Here is a 21,535-nt window from a genome sequence, read left to right as displayed (position 1 = left end):
GGGTAGTTGTATGAAGAGGAAGAAACAGATTAATTAATAAGAGCTATCAACGCTGCAAAGCAAAAAGCTTGCCGCTCCGCAGGAGATGTAGTACAATCGTTCTAACCCATATGTTAACCACATATAATTTAATTGGTTGACATTTAACTTGTGGAGAACTGGCTTGAAATCATAGGAGAACTATATGCTTAGAGAAGGTATCTTTATCACTGGAACAGATACAGGTGTGGGCAAAACGCAGGTAACAGCAGGGCTGGCAGCTTTGCTGCAAAGGCTTGGTGAGCAGGGAGCTGCGCAGCGCGAAGCAGCTCAAGGTGAAGCCGCACATAGCGAAGCTTATGTGCGGCTATGGAAGCCGGTGCAATCCGGCGCAGCGCTCGGCCTGCCAACGGCGGACAGCTACCGGCTGCTGCACGGCAGCGGGCTTGCTATGCGAGAGGCGGATATCGCCTCGCATACATTTGCGGCGCCTGTGGCGCCATGGCTTGCCGCCCGCGCAGCAGGAGCGCCGCTGCAGTTCCGCGACCTGGTCGCGGACGGCAAGCGCAGGCTGCAGCAGTCGGGCTGCCTGCTGGTCGAAGGCGCAGGCGGGCTGCTCGTCCCGCTGGCCGAAGGCAAGCGGATGGCCGATCTGGCAGCGGAGCTATCGCTGCCGTTGTTGATCATCGCGCGAACGGGGCTTGGCACCGTGAATCATACGCTGCTCACAGTCGCTTATGCGCGGCAAGCCGGCCTCGAAGTGCTAGGTGTCATCTTGAATGACAGCCAAAGCGGCAGCTTTGAACTCTCCCGCCTGCCCGAGGCTGTTCAAATGGCCAAAGACAATGCCCAAATGATCGAACAGTTTGGCGATGTTCCAGTGCTCGGTATTCTGCCATGGATGGCGGAGGATGAGCACGCAGATGCAGCTGGTTGGGCAGCCTGGCGGGAGCAGTGGACAGCGGAAATCGAAAGCTCTGTGCATTTAAATGTATTTTATGATTTAAAAAATAGGAGGCAACGGCAATGATAACCATGATAAGCAATTGGAATGAGCTGGCAGATAAAGCCATTCGCGGTGAGCTATTGACGATAGAAGAAGGAGTGGCCGTGCTGGAGGCGGACGATGATGAGCTACTGGATATCATGAGTGCTGCGTTCAAGGTAAGAAAGCATTATTTTGGCAAAAAGGTGAAGCTCAATCTAATTATCAATGCCAAAAGCGGCTTATGTCCAGAGGATTGCGGCTATTGCTCACAGTCCATCGTTTCCACGGCTCCAGTTTCTAAGTACCCATTGCTAGAAAAAGATACCCTAGTCGCAGGAGCTCGTAAGGCGATGGAATTGAAGGTTGGTACATACTGTATTGTTGCCAGCGGTCGCGGACCAACGGGCAAAGAAGTCGATCAAGTGATTGCCGCTGTGAAAGAAATTAAATCAACCATGCCGATGAAGATTTGTGCGTGTCTAGGGATTTTATCAGATGAGCAGGCAGTCAGGCTGAAAGAAGCGGGGGTTGACCGCTACAATCATAATTTAAATACAAGCGCCAGCAATTTTAATAAAATTACGACTACCCATACTTACGATGATCGTGTTGCCACGGTGGAGAAGGCTAAAGCATCAGGCATGTCGCCTTGCTCAGGCTGTATCGTTGGCATGGGTGAAACCAATCAAGAAATTGTCGAGATTGCTTATGCACTGCGAGAGCTTGATGCGGACTCGATCCCTGTTAACTTTTTAAATTCAATTAAAGGCACCCCGCTTGAGAATAACAAGGAGCTTAATCCACGCAAGTGCTTAAAGGTGCTGGCATTAATGCGCTTTATTAACCCAACTAAGGAAATACGCGCTTCGGGTGGACGTGAAGTTAATCTACGCTCGATGCAGGTGCTGTGTTTGTATGCGGCTAACTCCTTATTCGTAGGCGACTATTTAACAACAGAAGGCCAAGAAGCCTCGCAGGATCACAAAATGATCGAGGATATGGGCTTTGAAATTGAGCTTTGTGCCTTGTAGTCCGCAGAGTATGAGGAGACTAGAATCATGAGCAGTATGCTTCAATGGATGGATGCGGAGTTACGACAGTTAGAAGATAAGTCGCAGCTCCGCAGCTTAACATCAGCGTCTAGTTTAGTCGATGGCTTCTTGAGTAATCAAACACAGAAATTAATCAATTTGGCTTCCAATCATTATCTGGGTCTAGATTTACAGCTGTCCGAAGAAACCCTTAAACGCCTCACAGAACAAGCGAAAGCTTGGGGGACACAGGTAGGCTTAGGCTCAACCAGCTCCCGGCTAGTTGTGGGTAGTGATCCAGCATTTATGGAGTTTGAGCAGGTTTTTGCTGCATTTAAAGGAACGGAAAGCTGTCTATTGTTTGGCAGCGGGTTTATGGCGAACAGCGGAGTGATCCCAGCTTTAGTGGGACGGCATGATGTTGTTTTTAGCGATCGTTTGAATCATGCGAGCATAGTGGATGGGATAAATCTTAGTAGAGCGGAACATATCCGTTATCGCCATCGTGATCTCGATCAGCTGGAGCAGCAGCTTAAGCAGGTTAATCCAGCCAAGCGAAAGCTGATCGTTACTGATACGATTTTCAGTATGGATGGAAGTCTTGCCCCGCTAAAGGATTTAGTAACGTTAAAAGAACGTTACGGTGCCATGCTAATGGTGGATGAAGCCCATAGTGGCGGGGTTTATGGAACGAATGGCGAAGGCTTGACGCACGAGCTTGGATTGACGAGTCAGGTTGATATTCAAATGGGTACTTTTAGTAAAGCGTATGGTTGTTACGGGGCTTATATTGCTGGCGATGAGGTCTTGCGCAAATACTTAATTAATAAAGCACGCAGCTTTATTTATACCACGGCATTGCCTCCGTTGATTGTATTGGCGATACATGATAACTGGCTGCAAGCTCAGCGAGATAGCTGGCGCCGCCATACATTAATTAGCCAAGCAGCTTGGTTTCGTGAGCAACTTAAATTAGCGGGCTTCAATATTGGCGAGAGCGAGTGCCAAATCGTTCCGCTGATTGTTGGTGCCAACGAGATAACGGTAGCTTTAAGCCAACGTCTTCAACAGCTGGGTGTAGCAGCAGTCGCCATTCGACCGCCAACGGTCCCTGAGGGCTCGGCACGAATTCGTTTTTCACTCACTGCCTCAATCACCCATACACAGCTGCAGTTGGCTGTAGATCATATTAAGAAAGCTGGGGCTGAGCTAGGCATCATCTAATTCAGTACAGAAGTAGGCTATATTATGGAAACTAATATTCTCTGGATTCATGGTTGGGGGATGTCATCTCAGATATGGGGGGATGTCTCATCTTGGTTGCCAGAGGTAAATCATCATTTTTTTAGTTATGCGGGCTGCGATACTATTGATTCATTTCATGTTGCACTAAGCGATAAATTACTAAGTGCTGGTGAGAATAAGCAATGGACTTTGGTAGGCTGGTCATTAGGTGCAATGCTTGCTCTTGAGCAATGGATGAACAGATTTGATAATCCCAAGGCTTACTCGATTCATTCGATAATTATTGTCGCAGGGACATTGCGATTTACTAATTCAAATCGACAGCTAGGCTGGCCAGAACGGGTAATCGAGCGGATGCGCAAACAATTGCAGTTAAATCCTCAAGAAACCTTGCTGCAATTCGCGAGCTCGATGTTCAGTGAGTCAGATCAGGAGAGTGCTGAATTCACTAAGCTGTCCGAAACAATTGCTGCCTTTGCTCAAGCTACAGATTTCACGCCTGCTGGACTGGATGCTGGGCTTGTTTATTTGCGGGACACTGACCTTTCCGTTCATTGGGAGGTACCCTATGTACAGCGCCCTCAATTACTATGGCTTCACGGTGCCGATGACCCGATTTGCCCAGCTGGAGGAATGCCTGATCTAAACCGTGCAGAAGTATTCGTATTCCCCGAAACAGGGCACATTCCATTTTTGACTAAACCCGAACTATTTTATGATCAAGTTAGGAGCTTTCTACATGCAAACAGACCCGATGATGCTCAATAAAAAGCTGGTTCGCCAGCATTTTGATCGACATGCCGCTGAATATGATCTTTATGCTGTAGTCCAGAGGAAAATGGCAAATCAATTGATGAAGCTGATTCAACAATCCGCTCCGCAAAAGCAATTCCAGCGAATTCTAGAAATCGGCTGCGGAACAGGGCTTTTAACGGAGATGCTTCAGCAGCAATGGGGTTCGGCCCTTATCACTGCGGTGGATATCTCGCCTGAAATGATTAAGCAAACTAAGCTGAAGCTTGGAGAGCAAGTAAGTAAAATAAGGTTTATCGCTGCAGATGCGGAGGAGCTTGTTTCAACAGATTTGCTGCACGGGGATTATGATTTAATTATTTCCAATGCGACCTTTCAATGGTTTCAACAGCCTGCAGAAACCATAAAAAGCTTGTTAGCTAAAATGCAATCTCCAAATGGCTTATTTGCTTTTTCGACGTTTGGATCTCGTACTTTTTATGAGCTGCACGATTCTTTTCGAGCGGCCGAATCTTTACTGAATCTCAAACCTACTTCACATGGACAGGCTTTTCACACCGAAGAATTTTGGAGTTCATTATTTAGTAATATCTCTTTAAGTTCATCCACTTTCAATTGGCAGCAAGAAGAACAAACGGTGTTTCATCCGAATGTACGCGATTTTCTGACAAGTATTAAGCGGGTGGGGGCAGGAAATGCAACTCAATCCTCAGGGCAGGCCCTTCAGCTTCGTCAGCTTTTTAAACAAATGGAAGCTTACTATTCGCAGCATTATTCCTCAATAAATGGGATCAAGGCTACCTATGATTTAGCGTTTGGACTATTTATCAACGAATTATAGCGATGTTTTTTATATAAAAAAAGAACCCTGATTATAATCAGAGTTCTGAACTTGGGCTTTAGGTTAGTTTTAGACTTTATTTGAATGGTATCCCTTTGCCTCAGAAGCGACTAAAGAGCTCTACCCTTGATCCATACATTTTGCAGCTGTAAATCAGCTGAAACTAATAATAAATCGGCTTGCTTGCCAACGGCAATACTTCCCATTTGATCGCTGAAGCCTAAGGTAGCAGCGGGATTACCGCTGGCCATTTGACTTACTTGAGGTATCGACAACCCGACTTTCTCAACGCAAAACCTAAATGCATCAATCATTGTTAGTGTACTTCCTGCTAAGCTATCGCCTTCGAGTAGACGGGCGACGCCGCCTTTGACCACCACTTTCAATCCGCCAAGCTCAAAAAGCCCTTCAGCTAATCCTGTAGCACTCATAGCATCTGTAACTAGCAGCAATCTATCTTGCGGTTTTGCTTTGCTCAAAAGCTGAATACAAGCGGGATGTACATGATGTCCATCAGCAATGACTTCGGCATAAATCCGATCATCCGATAATACAGCTCCAACCGTACCAGGCTCGCGATGATGCAACACACGCATAGCGTTGAAGGTATGAACTGCATGCTGTAGACCGTGTTCAACTGCTGCTTCAATTTGATCATAAGAAGCGTCTGTATGTCCGCAAGCTACAGTAATACCTTGGGATTTAAGCCAGCTAATCAGCGGCAAAGCTCCTTCCCGTTCTGGCGCAAGCGTCAGTAAACGGATAACGTCGGGATGCTGTTCGATCCAATCTTCAAGCCATTTGATTTGTGGCAGAACGATAAAGGCTGGATTCTGTGCACCGGGAAATTTGGGGCTGATGAAAGGACCTTCTAAATGGACCCCAAGCAATTGTGCGTAAGGCATATTTCCTTGCATATAATCATCCACTACGGAGAGCACGGCTGAGATTCCTTCGTGAGGTGCCGTCATAGTAGTTGCTAACATCGCTGTTGTGCCATTTTTACTGTGAAAGCCTGTGATTGTTTCTAATGACTCGCGAGTGGCATCCATGAAATCGGCTCCGAATCCGCCATGCACATGTACATCAATAAATCCTGGCAGTACCCAGCTGCCTTGAGCGTCAATAATTTTATCAACATCCGTAAATTGCTTGAGCTCAGCTTCCGTACCTACCCAAGCCATTTTGCCATCATTGACTAGCAGAGCTCCATTTTCGATAATAGATCCGTCTTGAACGACTATTCTTCCATTCTTGATTATCCAAGCTTCTGGTGATTTCATGAGAACAATACCCCCGCTTCTGCGTCTAACATAACGACTAAATTAGGATGAGTTTGCAGCAATGATGCTGGATTTTCGGTAGTTATCGGGCCTGTGAGCGCATCGTGAACGATTTTGGCTTTATCCGCGCCGCGGACTACTAGGAGAATAGTTTTAGCTTTAAGAATGGTGCCAATTCCCATAGTTATCGCATGTGTGGGAACTTGATCGAGACTGTCAAAATACCGCGCATTAGCAAGTCTAGTCTCTTCTTTGAGCTCAACAATATGAGTTCCGCCAACTAATCCGGCATCCGGCTCATTGAAACCAATATGCCCATTATGGCCTAGACCCAAAATTTGCAAATCAATTTGCTTTACCTTATCCAGAAGTGAGTCATATCGAGAGCACTCCGCTTGCAGATCAGCTGCATTGCCATTAGGGATATGGATACTCGTTTCAGGCATGTCTATCTGAGAGAATAGATGCTGCTGCATATAGGCATGATAGCTTTGATCATGGGTTTCGGGCAAGCCAACATACTCATCCAAATTAAAGCTAATCGCTTCACGAAAATGGATATGCTGCTGCTCATATAGCTTAATCAGCGCTTCATAGATGCCTACAGGTGTTCCGCCAGTTGCTAACCCAAGCACAGCATTAGGTTTGGCTTGCAGCAAATGTGCGATCAGTCCGGCAGCAGCTGTATTAAGTAGTTCATTGTTAGGGAAAAATCGAATGTCCATGTTGTTTCTACCTCTTTTTACGATATTTTTGAACCATTTGATAAGAGAGCTCAAGCTGTGGAATATATTGCGAGAAATTTGAACTGAGCAGCGCAGTGAACAAAATATCGATAACATGCAGCTGGGCAATACGGGATGCCATATCCCCGCGACGAATGCCTGCTTCGAGAGTGGAGGTGAACAATTTAATGTCAGCTTGTTTAGATAAAGTGTTTGTACCGTATTTAGTTAAACTGATTGTGGTTGCTCCACGTTCTCTGGCAGCTTGCAAGGATGCAATCGTTTCTAAAGTTTCACCCGAATAGGAAATGGCGAAAGCAACATCTTGGGGCTGAAGGTTGGAGGCTGATGTAATTTGCATATGAGGATCTGAGCTTGCAGATGCATGAATCCCAATTCTAACAAGCTTTTGGGCAAAATCCTGAGCGACAACACCTGAGGTAGCAACTCCATAAAGCTCAATCCGATTGGCTTCACTAAAAGCATCTAATGCTCGCTGCAATTCCTTAACATCAAGCATACGAGTTGTATCCGTAATCGACCGAAGGTGATTAGCTTCCATGGCACCGATAATTTTGTGGAGGGAGTTCCCAGCAACAATATCTTGATAGGATTGACTTTGTGGCTGTCCCGCCAGCTCAGTAGCTAGTTTAACCTTGAAATCCGTATATCCCTTAAAATGAAACGTTTTGCAGAATCGTGATATGGTAGCTGTGCTTGCGCTTGAAGCTAAAGAAAGATCGGCTATTCCCATGGTAATGACCTGTAAAGCATGATCCATAATATACTGCGCAAGTGCCTGTTCTTTAGCGTGGAGCTGGGAATGTCTATCCGCGATAGCTTGAATAATATTCGACATGATTCACCTCCAACTGTAAATTACATGAAAATTAATTACTGATATATTTAAATAAATATGAAAATTATTTTCGTAAATATCATATCGTATTTGCGTAAGTTGGTCAATGCAGAAAATCATAGGTTTATGGCGTGAAATCACAATTTTTATATTGATAAGGTAGTGGTATACTAGAAAAAGTTGTTTACAAATGATGATATTCAAGGAGTGAAATCTGATGGCAAAGTTCAGAGTGGGGATTATCGGTTGCGGTAATATTTTCCCCATGCATGCAGTATCGATTCAGCAAAGCGGGTTGGCAGAAGTTGTCGCTATTTGTGACATCAAGGAAGATCGCGTACGTAGATGGGCGGATGTCTATCATTGTGCCGCGTATACAGATTATCAAGAAATGATCGATAAAGCAGATCTTGATGTTGTACATATCTGTACTCCTCATTATCTTCATGCACCAATGGTCATATATGCAGCTAATGCAGGCAAGCATGTAATGACGGAGAAACCGATGAGTATTAGCATAGAAGAAGCAGAGCAAATGATTGAGGCGTGTGAGAAGAATAAAGTTACCTTTGGGGTTATTTTTCAGAACAGATACAATCCTGGCTCACTTCTTATTAAAGAAGCTTTGGATAAATTTGAACTGGGTCACATTCTCGGCGGCAAATGCTCGGTTACTTGGAAGCGGACGGATGAATACTACAGCAAAAGCGATTGGAAGGGCACCTGGGATATGGAGGGTGGCGGCGTTCTGATCGACCAAGCAATTCACACAATGGATTTAATTCGCTGGTTTATGGGACAAGATATTGAATATGTGGAAGCGCAGATCGGTAATCGTGCCCATGAAATTATTCAAGTCGAGGATAGCGCAGAAGGCGTGATTAAATATAAGAACGGTGTGTTTACCGGATTCTATGCCATCAACTATTATAGCTACGATGCTCCTGTAGAAATTGAATTGCACTGTGAGCATGCTATCGCCAAAATGGTCGGAGATAAAGCTACAATTACCTACAATGATGGCTTTAGCGTAACTCGCGATTCCGATCCTAATGAATCCGTCGATTTCGGAGACGGTGTGAAATCCTATTGGGGTGTAAGCCATGTTAAGCAAATAAAAGAATTTTATCAAAACGTCACGGATGGTGTTACACCAGCGATTGATGGTAAAGAAGCTTTCAAAACACAGAAGATGATCGCATCGATATATAAATCGGGTAAAGAAAATAAACGAATTTATTTGTAGGGAAATAAAATTAGACCGTTGAGCTAAGTGGCTTAACGGTCTTTTTAATGATCTTAGGATTCCGACTAACGCTCCGACGTAAATGCGCATAACCGTTTATACATGTATCATAGAAAATTATGTAAGCTTCATTTCAGTAGATAGCTGTGAGGGAATATACGAAAGTGAAATCACCTCCAGTATCTCAAGATATCTCAGAATTATAATTAAGGTGGAAGTTAGAGATGGAATTTGGTTGAGTACCGTGCTGTAGCTATAAAAAATATCGCTACAAAGCTAGTTTAGTTAAAGTAATCGGCTGTAGAGATATTTAATATTGTTAGGGTGGAAGTTGGAGATGGGAATTGGTTGAGTACCATGCTGTAGCTATAAAAAATATCGCTACAGAGCTAGTTTAGTTAAAGTAATCGGCTGTAGAGATATTTAATATTGTTAGGTTGAGGTTGAAGCGAGCCCGCAGGATGAGTTTGTTCTTTACTTATGAGCTCGACGAGAGCTGTAGCGCCAGAAACTGGCGTTACAAGATCCGAAAGGAACTCGACGAAAAAAAGAAGCCGAAAACTAGTCATAGTCTTCAGCTTCTACAATATTTATTGCCCTTCACTTCTCTGACAAATCCAGCCAAGCCATTTCCGTCGCAGTTAGCTCAAGCTCTGCCCCCTGCTGGCAAGAGCGCATCTCTTCCTCACTGCGTGGACCTATGAGAGCGCATGTTGGAAAAGGTTGATTCAGCACATATGCCAATGCGATCTGGATGGCACTCAAGCCTTTTTTCTTCGCGAGCTCTTCCGCTCTGCGTAGACGTTCCCAGTTTTCATCGCTATAGAAAACACGGACTAGATCAGCATTATCGCGATTCTCCGGGGTAAAGCGGCCGCTGAAGAAGCCTCTTGCTTGTGCAGACCATGAAAGCAGGGGCAGCTGGTGTTCTTCATACCACTTCAAACCCTCGGCATCAATCGAAACACAGTTCATCCAAAAAGGTTCGTTAGCCTTAGCCAAGCTAAGGTTAGGGCTGCTGAAGCTGAAGCCGATAATTCCATGCTGCGACGCATATTCCGCAGCAGCTTGCAGCCGTTCGTGCGACCAGTTCGAAGCGCCAATGGCACCAATTCGCCCCGCTTCAATATGTTCATTTAAAGCTTCGAGTATAGGACCTACAGGCACTTCCGGATCATCGCGGTGCAGCGCATATAAAGCTACGTAATCCGTATGCAGTCTTTCCAGACTTATCATTAAATCACTCCGAATAGCCGTTGCATTCACACGAGGACCGTTAGCATCATGATGCGCACCTTTGGTAAGGACATTGATTTCACCATGTTTATTATTCTCATCTAGCCATTTCCCAATTGCTTGCTCACTCTCGCCGCCACAATAAATAAAGCCAGTATCCAATGTGTTTCCGCCAATAGCTAAATACTTGTCCATGATATCGCTGACTTCATCCGGGTTATTCAATCTAAAAAAATCAGTTCCCATGATCAGCTGTGATACAGGGGCTGCCAAGCCTTGAATTGTAATAGTTTTCATCAGGTACATTGCCTCCTATATAATTATACGATTGCGTTCTCGTGCAGATTGTAAACAAGCATCAAGAACCTTCATATTAAGATGAGCGTCCTCTGCTGCGAAACGCATTGGTTTTTGTCCCCAAGCGGCATAAGCAAGATCATCGGCTTGTAGTGCATACTGATCTAAGTCAGGCACTTCTTCTTCACGACGTCCTTCTGGGGTTATTACGACGAAACCCCCACGGTTTCCTGATGTAACATAAGCGGATGGAACTTCAATGCGTCCGATTGTTCCCAAGACCTCAAGCGGATTGCGAAAATCAGCCCACATGCCACAGTCAAACGAAAGAGCCACGCCACCAGAAAACTCGATTAGACCAGAGGCCATCATATCGACATCATCATGCTCTGGTGAGAAGAAAGCATGCACCGTAGCCGCTTGTGGTTCTTCATCAAGCAGGTAACGCGCTGCACTGATTGGATAGCACCCAACATCATAGAGAGAGCCTCCTCCCATAGAGCGTTGATAACGAACGTTCTTAGCATCTTTTGCATTATTGAAGGTGAAAGCACCATGGATACCGCGAATCTCACCGATTTCACCGGATTTAATAATGGCTTTTATTCGATCGTAGCGAGGGTGGTGTCTATACATAAAAGCTTCGGAGAATTGAACGCCAGCTTTGGCACATGCTGTGACCATAGACTCTGCTTCTTCCGCATTCAATGCGCAAGGCTTCTCGCAGAGCACATGCTTGCCGGCTTCCGCAGCCCGGATAGTCCATTCCTTGTGGAGATGATTTGGGAGCGGGATGTAGACGGCATCAATATTCTTATCAGCCAATAACTCTTCATAGCTTCCGTAGACAGTTGGTATTCCACAAGCTTCTGCTGCTTTCTGTGCTTTTTCTAAGCTGCGGCTTGCAATTGCTGTAACAATTCCAGTCTTGGATTGTTGTATGCCCGGAATAGCAGAGCGAATGGCAATGCCAGCACATCCAAGAATCCCCCATCTAAGCTTATCTTTATGCATGAGATCACATCCTGTTTCTTTTATATTAACGTTATATTGTAATTGTAATACTGATAAATTAAAATATATATAACATTATTTTGTGGATTATAAAACAATATTGTTATTACAATCTTTAAGGAGCGACGAATCCAAATGCAACGGCAAAGCATGCTTCCTACATTGCAAAAGTCTACGTTTTTTATTTTTCCAGAATCAGTTGGGTATTATTATGAATTGCCGCAGCATTATGTAGAACGGCCAAATGGCTATAATTCCTACAGCCTTCATTTTATTGTATCCGGTAAAGGTTTCGTTGAACGAGATGGTATAGTACATACTTTGCATAAGGGGGATGCATTTCTTTATACACCTCTGCAAAAACAACATTACTACAGCAGTAAGGACGATCCTTGGGAAATAAGATGGGTCCATTTCTATGGGGCTAAGCTGAAGGAGTTTCTGTTTGAGCAAGGCTTTTTTCATAATATTTGGACACTTCACAGATGGAGCGAGCTAGAGGTTGCCTATAAAGAGTTATTAGTCTCAGCAGAGACCTATGGGATTTTACATCCAGCTAAGCTTTCAGCGCAGACTTATGCCATCCTCGCAGAGTTCATGAGTTATGCGATTCCCCACACCGCTAACCGTGGCATTGAGTCAACGGACCGAATCATGAACCTGCTGCCTTTGATGCGACAAAAAGCCTGCGAGCCCTTCCTTTTGGAGGAATGGGCTGAGCAGGTGGGGGTAGGTACTCATTATTTCTGTAAGCTTTTTCGCAAATCAACCTCAATGACTCCTGTTTCATTTATTACATTGTGTCGAATGCAAGTGGCTAAACAGCTATTAATAGAGCAAACGGATTTAAACATTAAAGACATTGCCCTTCAAGCGGGCTACATAAGTGCCAGTTATTTCAACGAGCAGTTTCTGAAGCATGAAGGCATGAGACCTAACGAATATCGTAAATTGTTTATTGAAAATTAAATATGCGGCTCCATGCCAAGTTCGATCCAATCCTCGCGAGCAGGTCCATATAATTCTGGCACACGTAATCCGGCTTGGCGCATGACTACAGTTATCTGGCCGCGATGATGGATTTCATGAGAACAGAGAATCCGCAGCGTTAAGCCGTTGAGCCAATCTTCACCATACATATTAGTCTTTTGCAGCAAACTAGCATCCGTCCATTGAGATTGAATAGCTAGGATCAAGCCTTGGCTAGCTCTGTTATATTCGGCTGCAATTAAGGCGGCTGAATCAGGTGCAAGCTCACCGCCTGCTGGTTCAGGAAATTCAAGTCCAGTACGAGACATCATCTCGTGAACAGTAGTGGTTATGTGCCATGCTAATTGACCGAGCTTGCGGTGATTAGGTGCGATTTGCTGCAGCAGCGATGCATCTGTTAATGTGTTGAGTACTCGCTGTGTACCAGTTGATTCTTGGGTCCAGCTTGAAACAAAATCGTTGATTGTCATAAACATAATTAGAAAACCTCCTGTTTTTTTACCCTTGGATAAGGGCAGTATTCTTAAGATCTTTATTTGCTGCTTGTGAATCATGACTTGCTGTAAGTAGACGTTCATTGCTCATGTATAAGACGAATAGAAAGCCTAACCCTGCTGGAATAATTGCCCATGCAAAGGTTTGAGCAATGGATGAGGACAATGCAGCGGTGATTTTATCCAGTGTGGAAGCTGGGATTTGGGCTCTGCCTGCTTGTGAGAGTAATTCGCGAGGGTCACCGATACTTTCTGGAGTATTTCCTTGCCCTGCAAAAGCTTCACTCATTTGACTTGTAAATATATTTCGTTGAATAATCCCAAAAATAGTAATCCCAATCGTCATGCCAAGTGAGCGAACAAAAGCAAAGGTTGCATTCGCCGAACCGCGTTGAACGGTATCAAAATGATGGATAACGGCATTGCTCAGCACGGAGAAGGAAGCTCCAATTCCAAGCCCAGTAATAATCATATAAATCGTCACCACAAAACGAGATGTGGTTGGAGTTAGAGTAGTCAGTAAAATGATGCCGAGTACAAGTAGGATTAAAGAAGTTAACATGATATTGCGATAGCTGAATTTATTCATGATCATCCCGCCAATCATTGCGGTTATAACGGAGCTAACCATCATTGGCAGCAGGACTAGTCCGGAATTAGTAGCGGTACCTCCGAATACACCTTGAATATATAGAGGGATAAAAACCACAGCGACAACAAATGCAGCCCCTGAGAATAAGGCGACTAACGTGCTTCCCGCGAATAAACGATATTTAAACATATTGAATGAGATTATAGGCTCCTCAACCTTGGTTTCTATAATCAGGAAGGTAATTAATAACACGAAGAAAGCAGCGAAAAGCCCGAGTATAGTGAAAGAATCCCACGCATATTTATTACCGCCAAGCTCAATGGCGAACATGAGAGCAACAATCGAGCTGACTAGTGTGAGCGATCCCCACCAATCAATTTTTTGTTTAGCGTGCTGCAAGGATTCTTTGTAAAAGAAAGCAACAAGCACAAAAGCCAATAATCCTAGTGGAAGGTTAATGTAGAATATCCAATGCCAGCTTATGTAATCTGTAATATAAGCACCTAACAACGGTCCGAATATGCTGGAGAGTCCAAAAACAGCTCCGAATATTCCACTCATTTTGCCGCGTTTTTCCATAGGGATTATATCAAACAAAATACTGAATGCGATAGGAACTAATGCTCCGCCACCAATGCCTTGAATCGCCCGATAGATGCTCAGCTCAACGATGCTATGGGCTGTCCCGCAAAGCACCGAACCAAGTAGAAACGTCAATATCCCAAATACAAAGAATCGTTTACGGCCAAACATATCTGAGAGCTTGCCAAAAATCGGCATCCCAGCCATCTCAGCAACCATATAAGCTGAGGTTACCCAGACAAACTTGTCCAAGCCTCCCAAATCCCCAACAATCGTTCCCATGGCAGTTGCGACAATCGTGTTATCAATTGCTGCAATAAAGATTCCTAACAGTAGCCCTACAATTACAATGTTCATATTGCTTTTCTTAATAGCCAACCTCATTCTCCCCTTCATTTACATGTTCGATTCATGTTTTCATCTTACCCCACTCTCCCTGACAGCATTATGTCAGTAATTAAATATATAGCTGAACAATTTCTTGCGCCTTTTTCATAACAGCTTGTAAGACCGATTGTGGTTCTAGAATTTTCAAGTCTGCACCATAGCTCAGTAAAAATCCATAGAGCCAGGGCTCTTCAGGCTGCATAGTGGTAACTAATATTGTACCGTCGGGCTGTACGACAATTTTATCGGCTGAGTAATAATCCTGAACCTTCGCTTTAGCTTTTGGCTGAAACAACAAGACTAAGCGGACGCACTCTGCACGGTTCGAACGCTCCCAGCGGTAATCCATATCCTCAGGAGGGATAAGTCTACGCTCAAAAGCTTCAGAAAGCTGCTGCAAATCTTTAATCCGCGAAAGCCGGAAAATCCGCAGCTCTTTGCGCAAACGGCAGTACCCATGTAAGTACCAAATGTATCGTTTCATGACAATACCCAAAGGCTCGCAATCCCTTTCGCTGTCAGAGCCTTCTGAATTTGTATAAGCAAACCGGACCAATTGAAGATCGCGTGCTGCCTTTTTTAAAATACTTAACTTCTCTTTTTCTGTATCTCCGCCATGCCAAGGATTAAGATCGATCACGACTTGCTGGCTTATGGCTGCGGCTGCACCTTGCTCTGTTTTGGACATCAGAGTGCCAACCTTATCTAATAGACTGCCTATATCCGGCTCATCTAAGGAGGGGTGCATACTTTTTAATGCAAGTATAATTGATTGCAGCTCTTCCAAAGAAAGCAGCTGTCGATCCAATCGATACTGGTCCATAATCTCATAACCACCGTCGGAGCCGGTATACGAAATAATAGGAATCCCAGATTGATTAATTGATTCCAAATCTCGATAAATGGTACGCAAAGAAACCTCGAATCGATCTGAGAGCTCTTTGGCACCAACCCGTTTCCGATTTAGCAGTAGCATAGTTATGGCAAGCAGTCGATCTAATTTCATTTGGAAGCCTCCAATTTATTTATTATTCAAAAGCTAAGGAGATGGGTATTAGTATTAGAACACTAAATTCAGTTATATAATGATTATAACTAATTTGTGTGAGGGTGGGGATCTAATGAAGAAATTTAGAGGATTTGCAATTGGGGTATTGGTGGGTGGTATACTTATGACTACGTTACCTTCATTGGCTGCAACGATGAAATATATGCTGGTTAAAGCTACATATCCGATTTATGTCAACAATACACAATATAATAGCCCGGAGCTGCCTATTCTGAATTATGAAGGGAATACTTATATTCCGATGAAGGCGATTGGTGAATTATTAGGCGGAGCGGTTCAATGGAATGCAGATCTAAAGCGAGCTGAAATATATTATGGTGGCGTGGAGCCTACAGAAAACAATGCATTTCGTAAGATTAAAGCTAGTGGGACAAATGGCAAGTATAGTGTAACAGGTGAAGGAAGGGTGTTCGAAGCTGTCATGAGTTATGCGGTAACAGACGGGCATACCTATCTTTTAGAGAAAAACTATATGTTGAATGAAGGTGGTCCTGCTTGGTCAGCATTTACATTAGATATTCAGATTTCTAAAGATAAGCTGCCTCTTAACGGCACATTATCTGTGGAATTATTCGAATATAGTGCTAAGGACGGCAGTAAAATCAATATTATTACTGTTCCGTTAGAGAGCTTTAAACCATAATTGAGCTTATTTAAGAAAGGGAGACTACTAAAATGAATATTTTTCAGAAGCTTAAAGAAGGGGCAAATAAAGCAACAGATTATGCCCAGCAAACCATGAAAACAACAAAAATCAATACGCAGATTTCTGGATTAAAGCGCGAAATTGAACGCAATAATACACAAATAGGTCATGCAGTATATGAAGCTTATAAAGCAAATGATTTAACCTTGGCAGAGGATGCAGTCCGAAAATTCTCCAAAGATAACATGATTCTAGAAAATGAAATCTCTCAGCTGGAACGCGATATTGAAGTGATCAAGAATGAGAAAATGTGTGATTGCGGCGGCAAGGCTTCCATGGAAGCAAGATTCTGCCCTAAGTGTGGGAAGCAATTCCCATTTGAACCTGAGGTGGAAATGGAGGAAGACGAAGAGGAAGAAGTTGCGCAAATTCAGACCGTTTGCAACAATTGTGGGGCTGAATTAGCACCTGAAGCTCATTTTTGTGAGAAGTGTGGAACAGTTGTAAAGTGAAATGGAGCTTTTCTTACTTTGAGTTAATATAAAAAAGCGCTAGAGTTTTTACTCTAACGCTTTTTTATATATTATATTAGGTGTGTTTTACTCCGTTGCAACTGATTGATCAGCCTGTAAGCCAACTGGAGCAATCCGTACGAAGCTTGTAACAAGATCATTCAATAGCGACTCTATTTGTGCTGCTGCATCCGTTTGACCGGAGTTTGCAAGCTCAGCTTGATAAGCGCCTAGGAGCTCATTTAGATCTTTAAGGCTCTGAGCACCGATCGGCTCAATTTTAATCTTAGCTCCTTTTGCAATACGACGCTCAATGGCAGCGATATCGAGGCCCATCTCAGGGTTAAGTCGTTGATAAACGACTCCACCTGTCATACCTGCACATATCCATGGACCTGGATCACCAAGAACAACGGCACGACCGTTGGTCATATATTCAAAAGCGAAGCCTTTTAAGTTAGCGCGACTAGCTATTCCACCTAAATGATCCTGCAGAGGAGTAGTAATTTCACCACCGAATACGACATCAGCTCCAGAGAAACGAATGCAAGCACGAGAATCCGCATTTCCTTGAATTAGGAATAGACCGTGTTGTGCACCGTATCCGAAGGATTTACCAACAGATCCATTGATGTAAGCATTATAACGACTTGGAGATTTTAGAATGGCAACTTTCCCGCCTGCGGCCATTTTACCAACGCCGTCTTCAGCTCCGCCATGTACGGTGATATTAACACCGCGAGCATTAAATGCAGCTAAACCATTTCCAGGTACAGAGCCATCCGTAAGATCAAGCGAAATCTTAGGCAAGCTATCGTAGCTGCCATCGAGGTGATCGCTAACGCGAAGACTGGAGAAACGAGCACCAAGAATACGTGCTTCAGATGAAAGCTTTGACCAAGTACGATTGACTGGAGCTTGAAAAGAAACGGCAGTTGGATAGAAGGCTTGCCCTTCAGCACCAGCAGCTAATGGAATATCTACAGTTGCCATTTCGGCAACATCATCATAATTAATCGCAGTGTCTGGTTTTTCAACATTGATGAATTGAGCAGGAGCAGGGCGTAAAATATCGGACAAATCAATTTGCTCGAGGCAACGTGCTTGCACCAATAAATCAGAACGGCCAACAAGCTCTTGCGCGTTTTTAAAACCAAGCTCTGCAACAATGGAACGAACCTCTTCGCCCATCGACCCGAATAAACGAACCAAGCCATCCACTGCAAGATCCAAGACGCGTGGTACGAAACGACGCAAGCCTTTTTCTTCGGCTTCTTCCATCGAATCAATCTGCGTAGCAATTCCGACATGGCAGGTATCTAAATGACAGCCTCGGCAAGTCGTACAGCCGATTGCTTGCATCGCGATACTTCCAAAGCCACAGCGGTTAGCGCCGAGCATCATCATTTTCACAACGTCGACACCCGACTTTAAGCCGCCATCGGACCAAAGCTCAACCTGATGACGCAGACCTGCTTCAATTAAAGCGACGTGAGCAAGCTTGGTACCAATTTCTGTTGGCAATCCTACATGTGTTAAGGAATGAATCCGTGCTGCACCTGTACCGCCATCGAAACCGGATAACGTAATAACATCAGCGCCTGCTTTGGCAACACCAACTACAATTGTACCGATGCCTGGAACAACAGGTACTTTTACAATAATTTTGGCTTTACGGCCGCTTGCTTCGCGTAATTCCGAAATAATCTGTGATAAATCCTCAATGGAATAAATATCATGATTATTGGAAGGTGAGATCAAATCGGAACCGATAGTCGCATTACGTGCTGCTGCGATTTTGGCTGTTACCTTGGAGCCTGGTAAATGTCCGCCTTCACCTGGTTTTGCACCTTGGCCAATTTTAATTTCTAGGAAAGCAACGGAATTAGCAAGCTCGACGTTAATCCCGAAACGACCAGATGCGACCTGCGCTCCACGCGTTTTTTTGTAGCGACCGAGCATATCCTTGATCTCGCCGCCTTCACCGTTCATGGTAACCATGTTAAGACGTTCACCAGCTTCGGCGTAAGAGCGGAAGGCCGTTTCATTCTGTGAGCCAAATGACATCGAAGAGATAAGCATCGGCAAGCTGTGATCACCCACAGAAATATCCACTTGCTCTGGATTCAACGGGCTGCGACCTTGTAGAGCTTTAGTATAATTGAAGTCAGTGATATGACGAATTGAAACAGGGTTCTTGATCTCTTCTTCGCGAAGCTTATCTGTGTAATCGCTATATGGTGATGTACCGGCAGCCGCTTCATTCAAGGATTTCCACATCCGTTGGAAAAAGTGGAAGTTGCGTGCTGCTTTGGCTTTTGGATCGCTGAAGTCAGCATACCGTTTCTCGGCATCCGCTTCTAGTTTGGCAAAGCTGGTACCCGCTTTTTCACTGCCCAGATAGTTAACGATATCCAGTACTTCTGCAACCTCGGGATGTAGTCCGATGGAAGAAAAGAAGCGGGTATAACCGCGCAACTCGTGAGTACCGATGGTGGAGATAACTTTTTCCAAACCTTTTGATAAAGCCGAATGGACTTTTTTTGCTGCTGGAGATCCGCTTTTACTTGATGCAGTACCGAATAATAAGTAAGGTGAAATCACATCTGCACCTAGCCCGCAAGCTACTGCAATGTCATGCAGATTACGAATAGCACCAGAACGAAGCACAATGGAAGCCTGTCGACGCAGGTTATCGCCTAAGCCTAGTTTTTCTGAACGCAGGGCAATATCAATTTTGGATACAGCAAGATGCGGTTCGAGCCACAAAAGGTCATTTTGATGAGCAAGCTTGTCGTCCAATAAGAGTAAAAGTGCTCCTTGTTTAACGGCAGCAACAGCATCATCAGCTAATTTGTCTAATGCAGCACTAATGGTAGTTCCTTTTGGGAAGGTTGTGGATAGAGTTGCTACAGCATTTGGAGAATGTGCTTGGAAAACGCCAAGCAATTGCTCAAGTGATGGCTGGCTTAAATCGGCTTCACTATCAAGTCCATTAACTCCTTCAAGCACAAGCGGAGCCAATAGCTCCAAACGAAGGCGGTTGTCTAATGCTGCGAATACGGCTGGACGCGGCCCAACAATAATTCGAGTCGAGAAATGCTCCATTTCACGGTCGCGGTCAATCGCAGGGTTGGTTACAACAGCAACGCTTTCTTTAATAAAATCAGGAATATTTTGACGTTCCCAGTGTAATGCAGCATGTGGGCCATCATGACCTAATGAACGAATCGGCTCTGCGCCGGTTTCCGACATGGTTTCGATCATTTGAATGCCTTCGCGATCCCAACCAAATGCGCTATAAAGTGAATCTGTAATAGTTGAGGCATCGTCAAAGGATTCGTTTAAACCAGTTGGAGTGTAGGATAAGAATTTGCGCATGCCTGTGAAATCTATTTTGCGGCTGGCCCGTTCCAAAACTAGATTCTGCACTTCTGGGTAAGTAACAACCTCAACTGGTTGGCCTGGATTTAACTTTACGCCGATCTTTTCGCCTGGTGCGATTGCTTTTGGTTCACTAACCATTTCCCCGACGGAAATAATCCCTTGCTCCGATGAAAAGAATAGAGATTCCTCGCTTTCTACCATCCATAATGGACGTAAGCCTAGCGCATCCACGCTATAAATACATTCGTTTCCGTATCTTGAGACAATCCCAGCAGGACCTTGGGCAAAGTGCCCCCAGATTTGACGGAAGTACACATATAAATCCTGCAGCTCTGGGCGATATAATTTCATTTCACTAATAATGGGTGGGAAAACAATTTCCATGGCTTCAAATAAGCTTAAATCAAAACGATGAATAAACGTTTCGATCGTACGGTTCATGTCCTGTGAGTCACTTCCGCCATCTACGAGAGGAACGCCAATCATATCTGCTTCGTAACGAAGCTTCTTGATAGTGTTAATCTCTCCATTATGTCCGAGCAAAGAGAAAGGCTGAACACGGAAGAAGCTGGATAATGTATTAGTAGAAAAACGGTTGTGACCAATCGTTACTTGCGCAGCAAATAAGGGATCACGTGTATCATTAAAGTAAAGTGGGAGAATACTAGCAGCACCCATAACTTTGTAAGCAGCAGTAGTGTTGCTTAATGTTGCAACATGAACGGTGAATTTGCTCTCGATGGCGATATGCAGTTCAAAAAGGTGATCCGCTGTACGCACATTGGGTTCTTCACATATTGCAGCGACCTGCCAAAAAGTAGGCTCATCCAAACGACCGTTGCTTCCAAGCACGGAGCTGTCGACTTGGTTTTCTTGCTCTATTAGAATAGTAACCTGGTGTGAGTTAAAAAGCTGACGGATCTGAGTTTGGATTTCAGCTACACTAAGCTCCAATTTACGCGGTACGAAAATATGGGCAATCGTAAAACGGCTATCAAAAGCAAGCTTGCCATCTAAGCCAGCAGCTTGCAAACGAGCTTCCCAAAGTGCACGAGGAATATCTGTGAGAATACCACAGCCGTCACCTTCGCCATTGATAAAACCCGAACGATGCTCTAGCTTGACCAGTGCATTTATCGTTTTTGCTATATTGTCGCTTGAGGGTAAACCATTCTTTTCGATGATACTGATAATCCCACAGCTGTCATGTTCGGTTTCCAAAAGATTCTGAAAATGGCTTTCGTTATGCATAATTCTGTTCATGTTGTCGGTCAGATGACTGACCTCCACCTCCTGTAGGGAATGATTTATCTGAATAATAAATGAATAAAAATACATTAATACTGCATATTTCATTTATTTAAAACTTCGTTTTTCAT

18 protein-coding genes are annotated in these 21,535 nt (G+C 44.2%); 9 read left to right on the top strand and 9 right to left on the bottom strand.

What is annotated here, in order from left to right:
* The first annotated feature begins 184 nt into the window (after window positions 1–184).
* The 5 genes from bioD to bioC are packed head-to-tail and all read left to right on the top strand — an operon-like array spanning window position 185 to window position 4,837.
* A complete protein-coding gene (gene bioD, locus EHS13_RS28785) occupies window positions 185–1,009 on the top strand; it encodes a dethiobiotin synthase (RefSeq protein ID WP_155703679.1) in 825 nt (274 codons plus the stop codon).
* Complete coding sequence (gene bioB, locus EHS13_RS28780; protein WP_155703678.1) at window positions 1,006–1,998, top strand: biotin synthase BioB; 993 nt, start codon at window positions 1,006–1,008, stop codon at window positions 1,996–1,998. The genes bioD and bioB overlap by 4 nt, the downstream gene beginning before the upstream one ends.
* Before the next feature lie 27 nt (window positions 1,999–2,025).
* Window positions 2,026–3,222, top strand: coding sequence for an 8-amino-7-oxononanoate synthase (bioF, locus tag EHS13_RS28775; RefSeq protein ID WP_155703677.1), 1,197 nt, complete (start codon window positions 2,026–2,028; stop codon window positions 3,220–3,222).
* A gap of 24 nt (window positions 3,223–3,246) precedes the next feature.
* A complete protein-coding gene (locus EHS13_RS28770; RefSeq protein ID WP_155703676.1) occupies window positions 3,247–4,011 on the top strand; it encodes an alpha/beta fold hydrolase in 765 nt (254 codons plus the stop codon).
* Complete coding sequence (gene bioC, locus EHS13_RS28765) at window positions 3,983–4,837, top strand: malonyl-ACP O-methyltransferase BioC (protein ID WP_162463303.1); 855 nt, start codon at window positions 3,983–3,985, stop codon at window positions 4,835–4,837. The genes EHS13_RS28770 and bioC overlap by 29 nt, the downstream gene beginning before the upstream one ends.
* 110 nt (window positions 4,838–4,947) lie before the next feature.
* Here the strand turns inward: bioC and nagA are convergent, their stop codons facing one another.
* Genes nagA through EHS13_RS28750 form a run of 3 tightly spaced genes read right to left on the bottom strand, consistent with a single transcriptional unit; the run spans window position 4,948 to window position 7,704 of the window.
* Complete coding sequence (nagA, locus tag EHS13_RS28760) at window positions 4,948–6,120, bottom strand: N-acetylglucosamine-6-phosphate deacetylase (RefSeq protein ID WP_155703674.1); 1,173 nt, start codon at window positions 6,118–6,120, stop codon at window positions 4,948–4,950.
* Complete coding sequence (gene nagB / locus EHS13_RS28755; protein ID WP_155703673.1) at window positions 6,117–6,845, bottom strand: glucosamine-6-phosphate deaminase; 729 nt, start codon at window positions 6,843–6,845, stop codon at window positions 6,117–6,119. The genes nagA and nagB overlap by 4 nt, the downstream gene beginning before the upstream one ends.
* Window positions 6,846–6,852: 7 nt before the next feature.
* Window positions 6,853–7,704 carry a MurR/RpiR family transcriptional regulator gene (locus EHS13_RS28750; RefSeq protein ID WP_155703672.1) on the bottom strand — a complete coding sequence of 284 codons (852 nt, stop codon included), beginning with the start codon at window positions 7,702–7,704 and terminating at the stop codon, window positions 6,853–6,855.
* A gap of 217 nt (window positions 7,705–7,921) precedes the next feature.
* On the opposite strand from EHS13_RS28750, the gene EHS13_RS28745 reads away from it, so the two are divergent.
* Window positions 7,922–8,950, top strand: a complete 1,029-nt coding sequence (locus tag EHS13_RS28745; protein ID WP_155703671.1) for a Gfo/Idh/MocA family protein — start codon at window positions 7,922–7,924, stop codon at window positions 8,948–8,950.
* 600 nt (window positions 8,951–9,550) lie between these two features.
* Here the strand turns inward: EHS13_RS28745 and EHS13_RS28735 are convergent.
* Window positions 9,551–10,483 (bottom strand): aldo/keto reductase, encoded by a 933-nt coding sequence (locus EHS13_RS28735; protein WP_155703669.1) that lies wholly within the window; start codon window positions 10,481–10,483, stop codon window positions 9,551–9,553.
* Window positions 10,484–10,498: 15 nt separating this feature from the next.
* Window positions 10,499–11,497 (bottom strand): Gfo/Idh/MocA family protein, encoded by a 999-nt coding sequence (locus tag EHS13_RS28730; protein ID WP_155703668.1) that lies wholly within the window; start codon window positions 11,495–11,497, stop codon window positions 10,499–10,501.
* Between the two features lie 135 nt (window positions 11,498–11,632).
* Between EHS13_RS28730 and EHS13_RS28725 the strand changes: the two genes are divergently transcribed.
* On the top strand, window positions 11,633–12,466 hold the full coding sequence (locus EHS13_RS28725; RefSeq protein ID WP_155703667.1) for an AraC family transcriptional regulator: 834 nt from the start codon (window positions 11,633–11,635) through the stop codon (window positions 12,464–12,466).
* On the opposite strand, the gene EHS13_RS28720 is transcribed toward EHS13_RS28725, so the two are convergent.
* The 3 genes from EHS13_RS28720 to EHS13_RS28710 all read right to left on the bottom strand — a co-directional run bounded on the left by EHS13_RS28720 (window position 12,463) and on the right by EHS13_RS28710 (window position 15,548).
* The gene (locus tag EHS13_RS28720; RefSeq protein WP_155703666.1) at window positions 12,463–12,963 is read right to left on the bottom strand and encodes a DinB family protein; all 501 of its coding nucleotides are present in this window, start codon (window positions 12,961–12,963) and stop codon (window positions 12,463–12,465) included. The two genes, EHS13_RS28725 and EHS13_RS28720, sit on opposite strands and share 4 nt — an antisense overlap.
* A 22-nt stretch (window positions 12,964–12,985) precedes the next feature.
* A complete protein-coding gene (locus EHS13_RS28715) occupies window positions 12,986–14,512 on the bottom strand; it encodes an MDR family MFS transporter (protein ID WP_452446440.1) in 1,527 nt (508 codons plus the stop codon).
* A gap of 100 nt (window positions 14,513–14,612) precedes the next feature.
* Window positions 14,613–15,548 carry a helix-turn-helix transcriptional regulator gene (locus EHS13_RS28710; RefSeq protein ID WP_155703664.1) on the bottom strand — a complete coding sequence of 312 codons (936 nt, stop codon included), beginning with the start codon at window positions 15,546–15,548 and terminating at the stop codon, window positions 14,613–14,615.
* 115 nt (window positions 15,549–15,663) lie between these two features.
* Between EHS13_RS28710 and EHS13_RS28705 the strand changes: the two genes are divergently transcribed.
* Both EHS13_RS28705 and EHS13_RS28700 read left to right on the top strand, forming a co-directional pair.
* A complete protein-coding gene (locus EHS13_RS28705; RefSeq protein WP_162463302.1) occupies window positions 15,664–16,254 on the top strand; it encodes a Gmad2 immunoglobulin-like domain-containing protein in 591 nt (196 codons plus the stop codon).
* A gap of 32 nt (window positions 16,255–16,286) precedes the next feature.
* Window positions 16,287–16,769 carry a zinc-ribbon domain-containing protein gene (locus tag EHS13_RS28700; RefSeq protein ID WP_155703662.1) on the top strand — a complete coding sequence of 161 codons (483 nt, stop codon included), beginning with the start codon at window positions 16,287–16,289 and terminating at the stop codon, window positions 16,767–16,769.
* 87 nt (window positions 16,770–16,856) lie between these two features.
* Here EHS13_RS28700 and EHS13_RS28695 read toward each other — a convergent pair whose 3' ends face one another.
* Window positions 16,857–21,419, bottom strand: a complete 4,563-nt coding sequence (locus EHS13_RS28695; protein ID WP_227013574.1) for a glutamate synthase-related protein — start codon at window positions 21,417–21,419, stop codon at window positions 16,857–16,859.
* Between the last annotated feature and the right edge of the window lie 116 nt (window positions 21,420–21,535).

The organism is Paenibacillus psychroresistens, assembly GCF_009728935.1.
GTDB lineage: Bacteria > Bacillota > Bacilli > Paenibacillales > NBRC-103111 > Paenibacillus_AC > Paenibacillus_AC psychroresistens.
The sequence above is the reverse complement of the archived record's forward strand: the minus strand, read 5'-3'. Positions and strand labels throughout refer to the sequence as shown.

Excerpts from the sequence above, each read along its gene's own strand:
- bioD (WP_155703679.1), top strand. The coding sequence starts at position 185 with ATGCTTAGAGAAGGTATCTTTATCACTGGAACAGATACAGGTGTGGGC.
- bioB (WP_155703678.1), top strand. The coding sequence starts at position 1,006 with ATGATAACCATGATAAGCAATTGGAATGAGCTGGCAGATAAAGCCATT.
- bioF (WP_155703677.1), top strand. The coding sequence starts at position 2,026 with ATGAGCAGTATGCTTCAATGGATGGATGCGGAGTTACGACAGTTAGAA.
- EHS13_RS28770 (WP_155703676.1), top strand. The coding sequence starts at position 3,247 with ATGGAAACTAATATTCTCTGGATTCATGGTTGGGGGATGTCATCTCAG.
- bioC (WP_162463303.1), top strand. The coding sequence starts at position 3,983 with ATGCAAACAGACCCGATGATGCTCAATAAAAAGCTGGTTCGCCAGCAT.
- nagA (WP_155703674.1), bottom strand. The coding sequence starts at position 6,120 with ATGAAATCACCAGAAGCTTGGATAATCAAGAATGGAAGAATAGTCGTT.
- nagB (WP_155703673.1), bottom strand. The coding sequence starts at position 6,845 with ATGGACATTCGATTTTTCCCTAACAATGAACTACTTAATACAGCTGCT.
- EHS13_RS28750 (WP_155703672.1), bottom strand. The coding sequence starts at position 7,704 with ATGTCGAATATTATTCAAGCTATCGCGGATAGACATTCCCAGCTCCAC.
- EHS13_RS28745 (WP_155703671.1), top strand. The coding sequence starts at position 7,922 with ATGGCAAAGTTCAGAGTGGGGATTATCGGTTGCGGTAATATTTTCCCC.
- EHS13_RS28735 (WP_155703669.1), bottom strand. The coding sequence starts at position 10,483 with ATGAAAACTATTACAATTCAAGGCTTGGCAGCCCCTGTATCACAGCTG.
- EHS13_RS28730 (WP_155703668.1), bottom strand. The coding sequence starts at position 11,497 with ATGCATAAAGATAAGCTTAGATGGGGGATTCTTGGATGTGCTGGCATT.
- EHS13_RS28725 (WP_155703667.1), top strand. The coding sequence starts at position 11,633 with ATGCAACGGCAAAGCATGCTTCCTACATTGCAAAAGTCTACGTTTTTT.
- EHS13_RS28720 (WP_155703666.1), bottom strand. The coding sequence starts at position 12,963 with ATGTTTATGACAATCAACGATTTTGTTTCAAGCTGGACCCAAGAATCA.
- EHS13_RS28715 (WP_452446440.1), bottom strand. The coding sequence starts at position 14,512 with ATGAACATTGTAATTGTAGGGCTACTGTTAGGAATCTTTATTGCAGCA.
- EHS13_RS28710 (WP_155703664.1), bottom strand. The coding sequence starts at position 15,548 with ATGAAATTAGATCGACTGCTTGCCATAACTATGCTACTGCTAAATCGG.
- EHS13_RS28705 (WP_162463302.1), top strand. The coding sequence starts at position 15,664 with ATGAAGAAATTTAGAGGATTTGCAATTGGGGTATTGGTGGGTGGTATA.
- EHS13_RS28700 (WP_155703662.1), top strand. The coding sequence starts at position 16,287 with ATGAATATTTTTCAGAAGCTTAAAGAAGGGGCAAATAAAGCAACAGAT.
- EHS13_RS28695 (WP_227013574.1), bottom strand. The coding sequence starts at position 21,419 with ATGAACAGAATTATGCATAACGAAAGCCATTTTCAGAATCTTTTGGAA.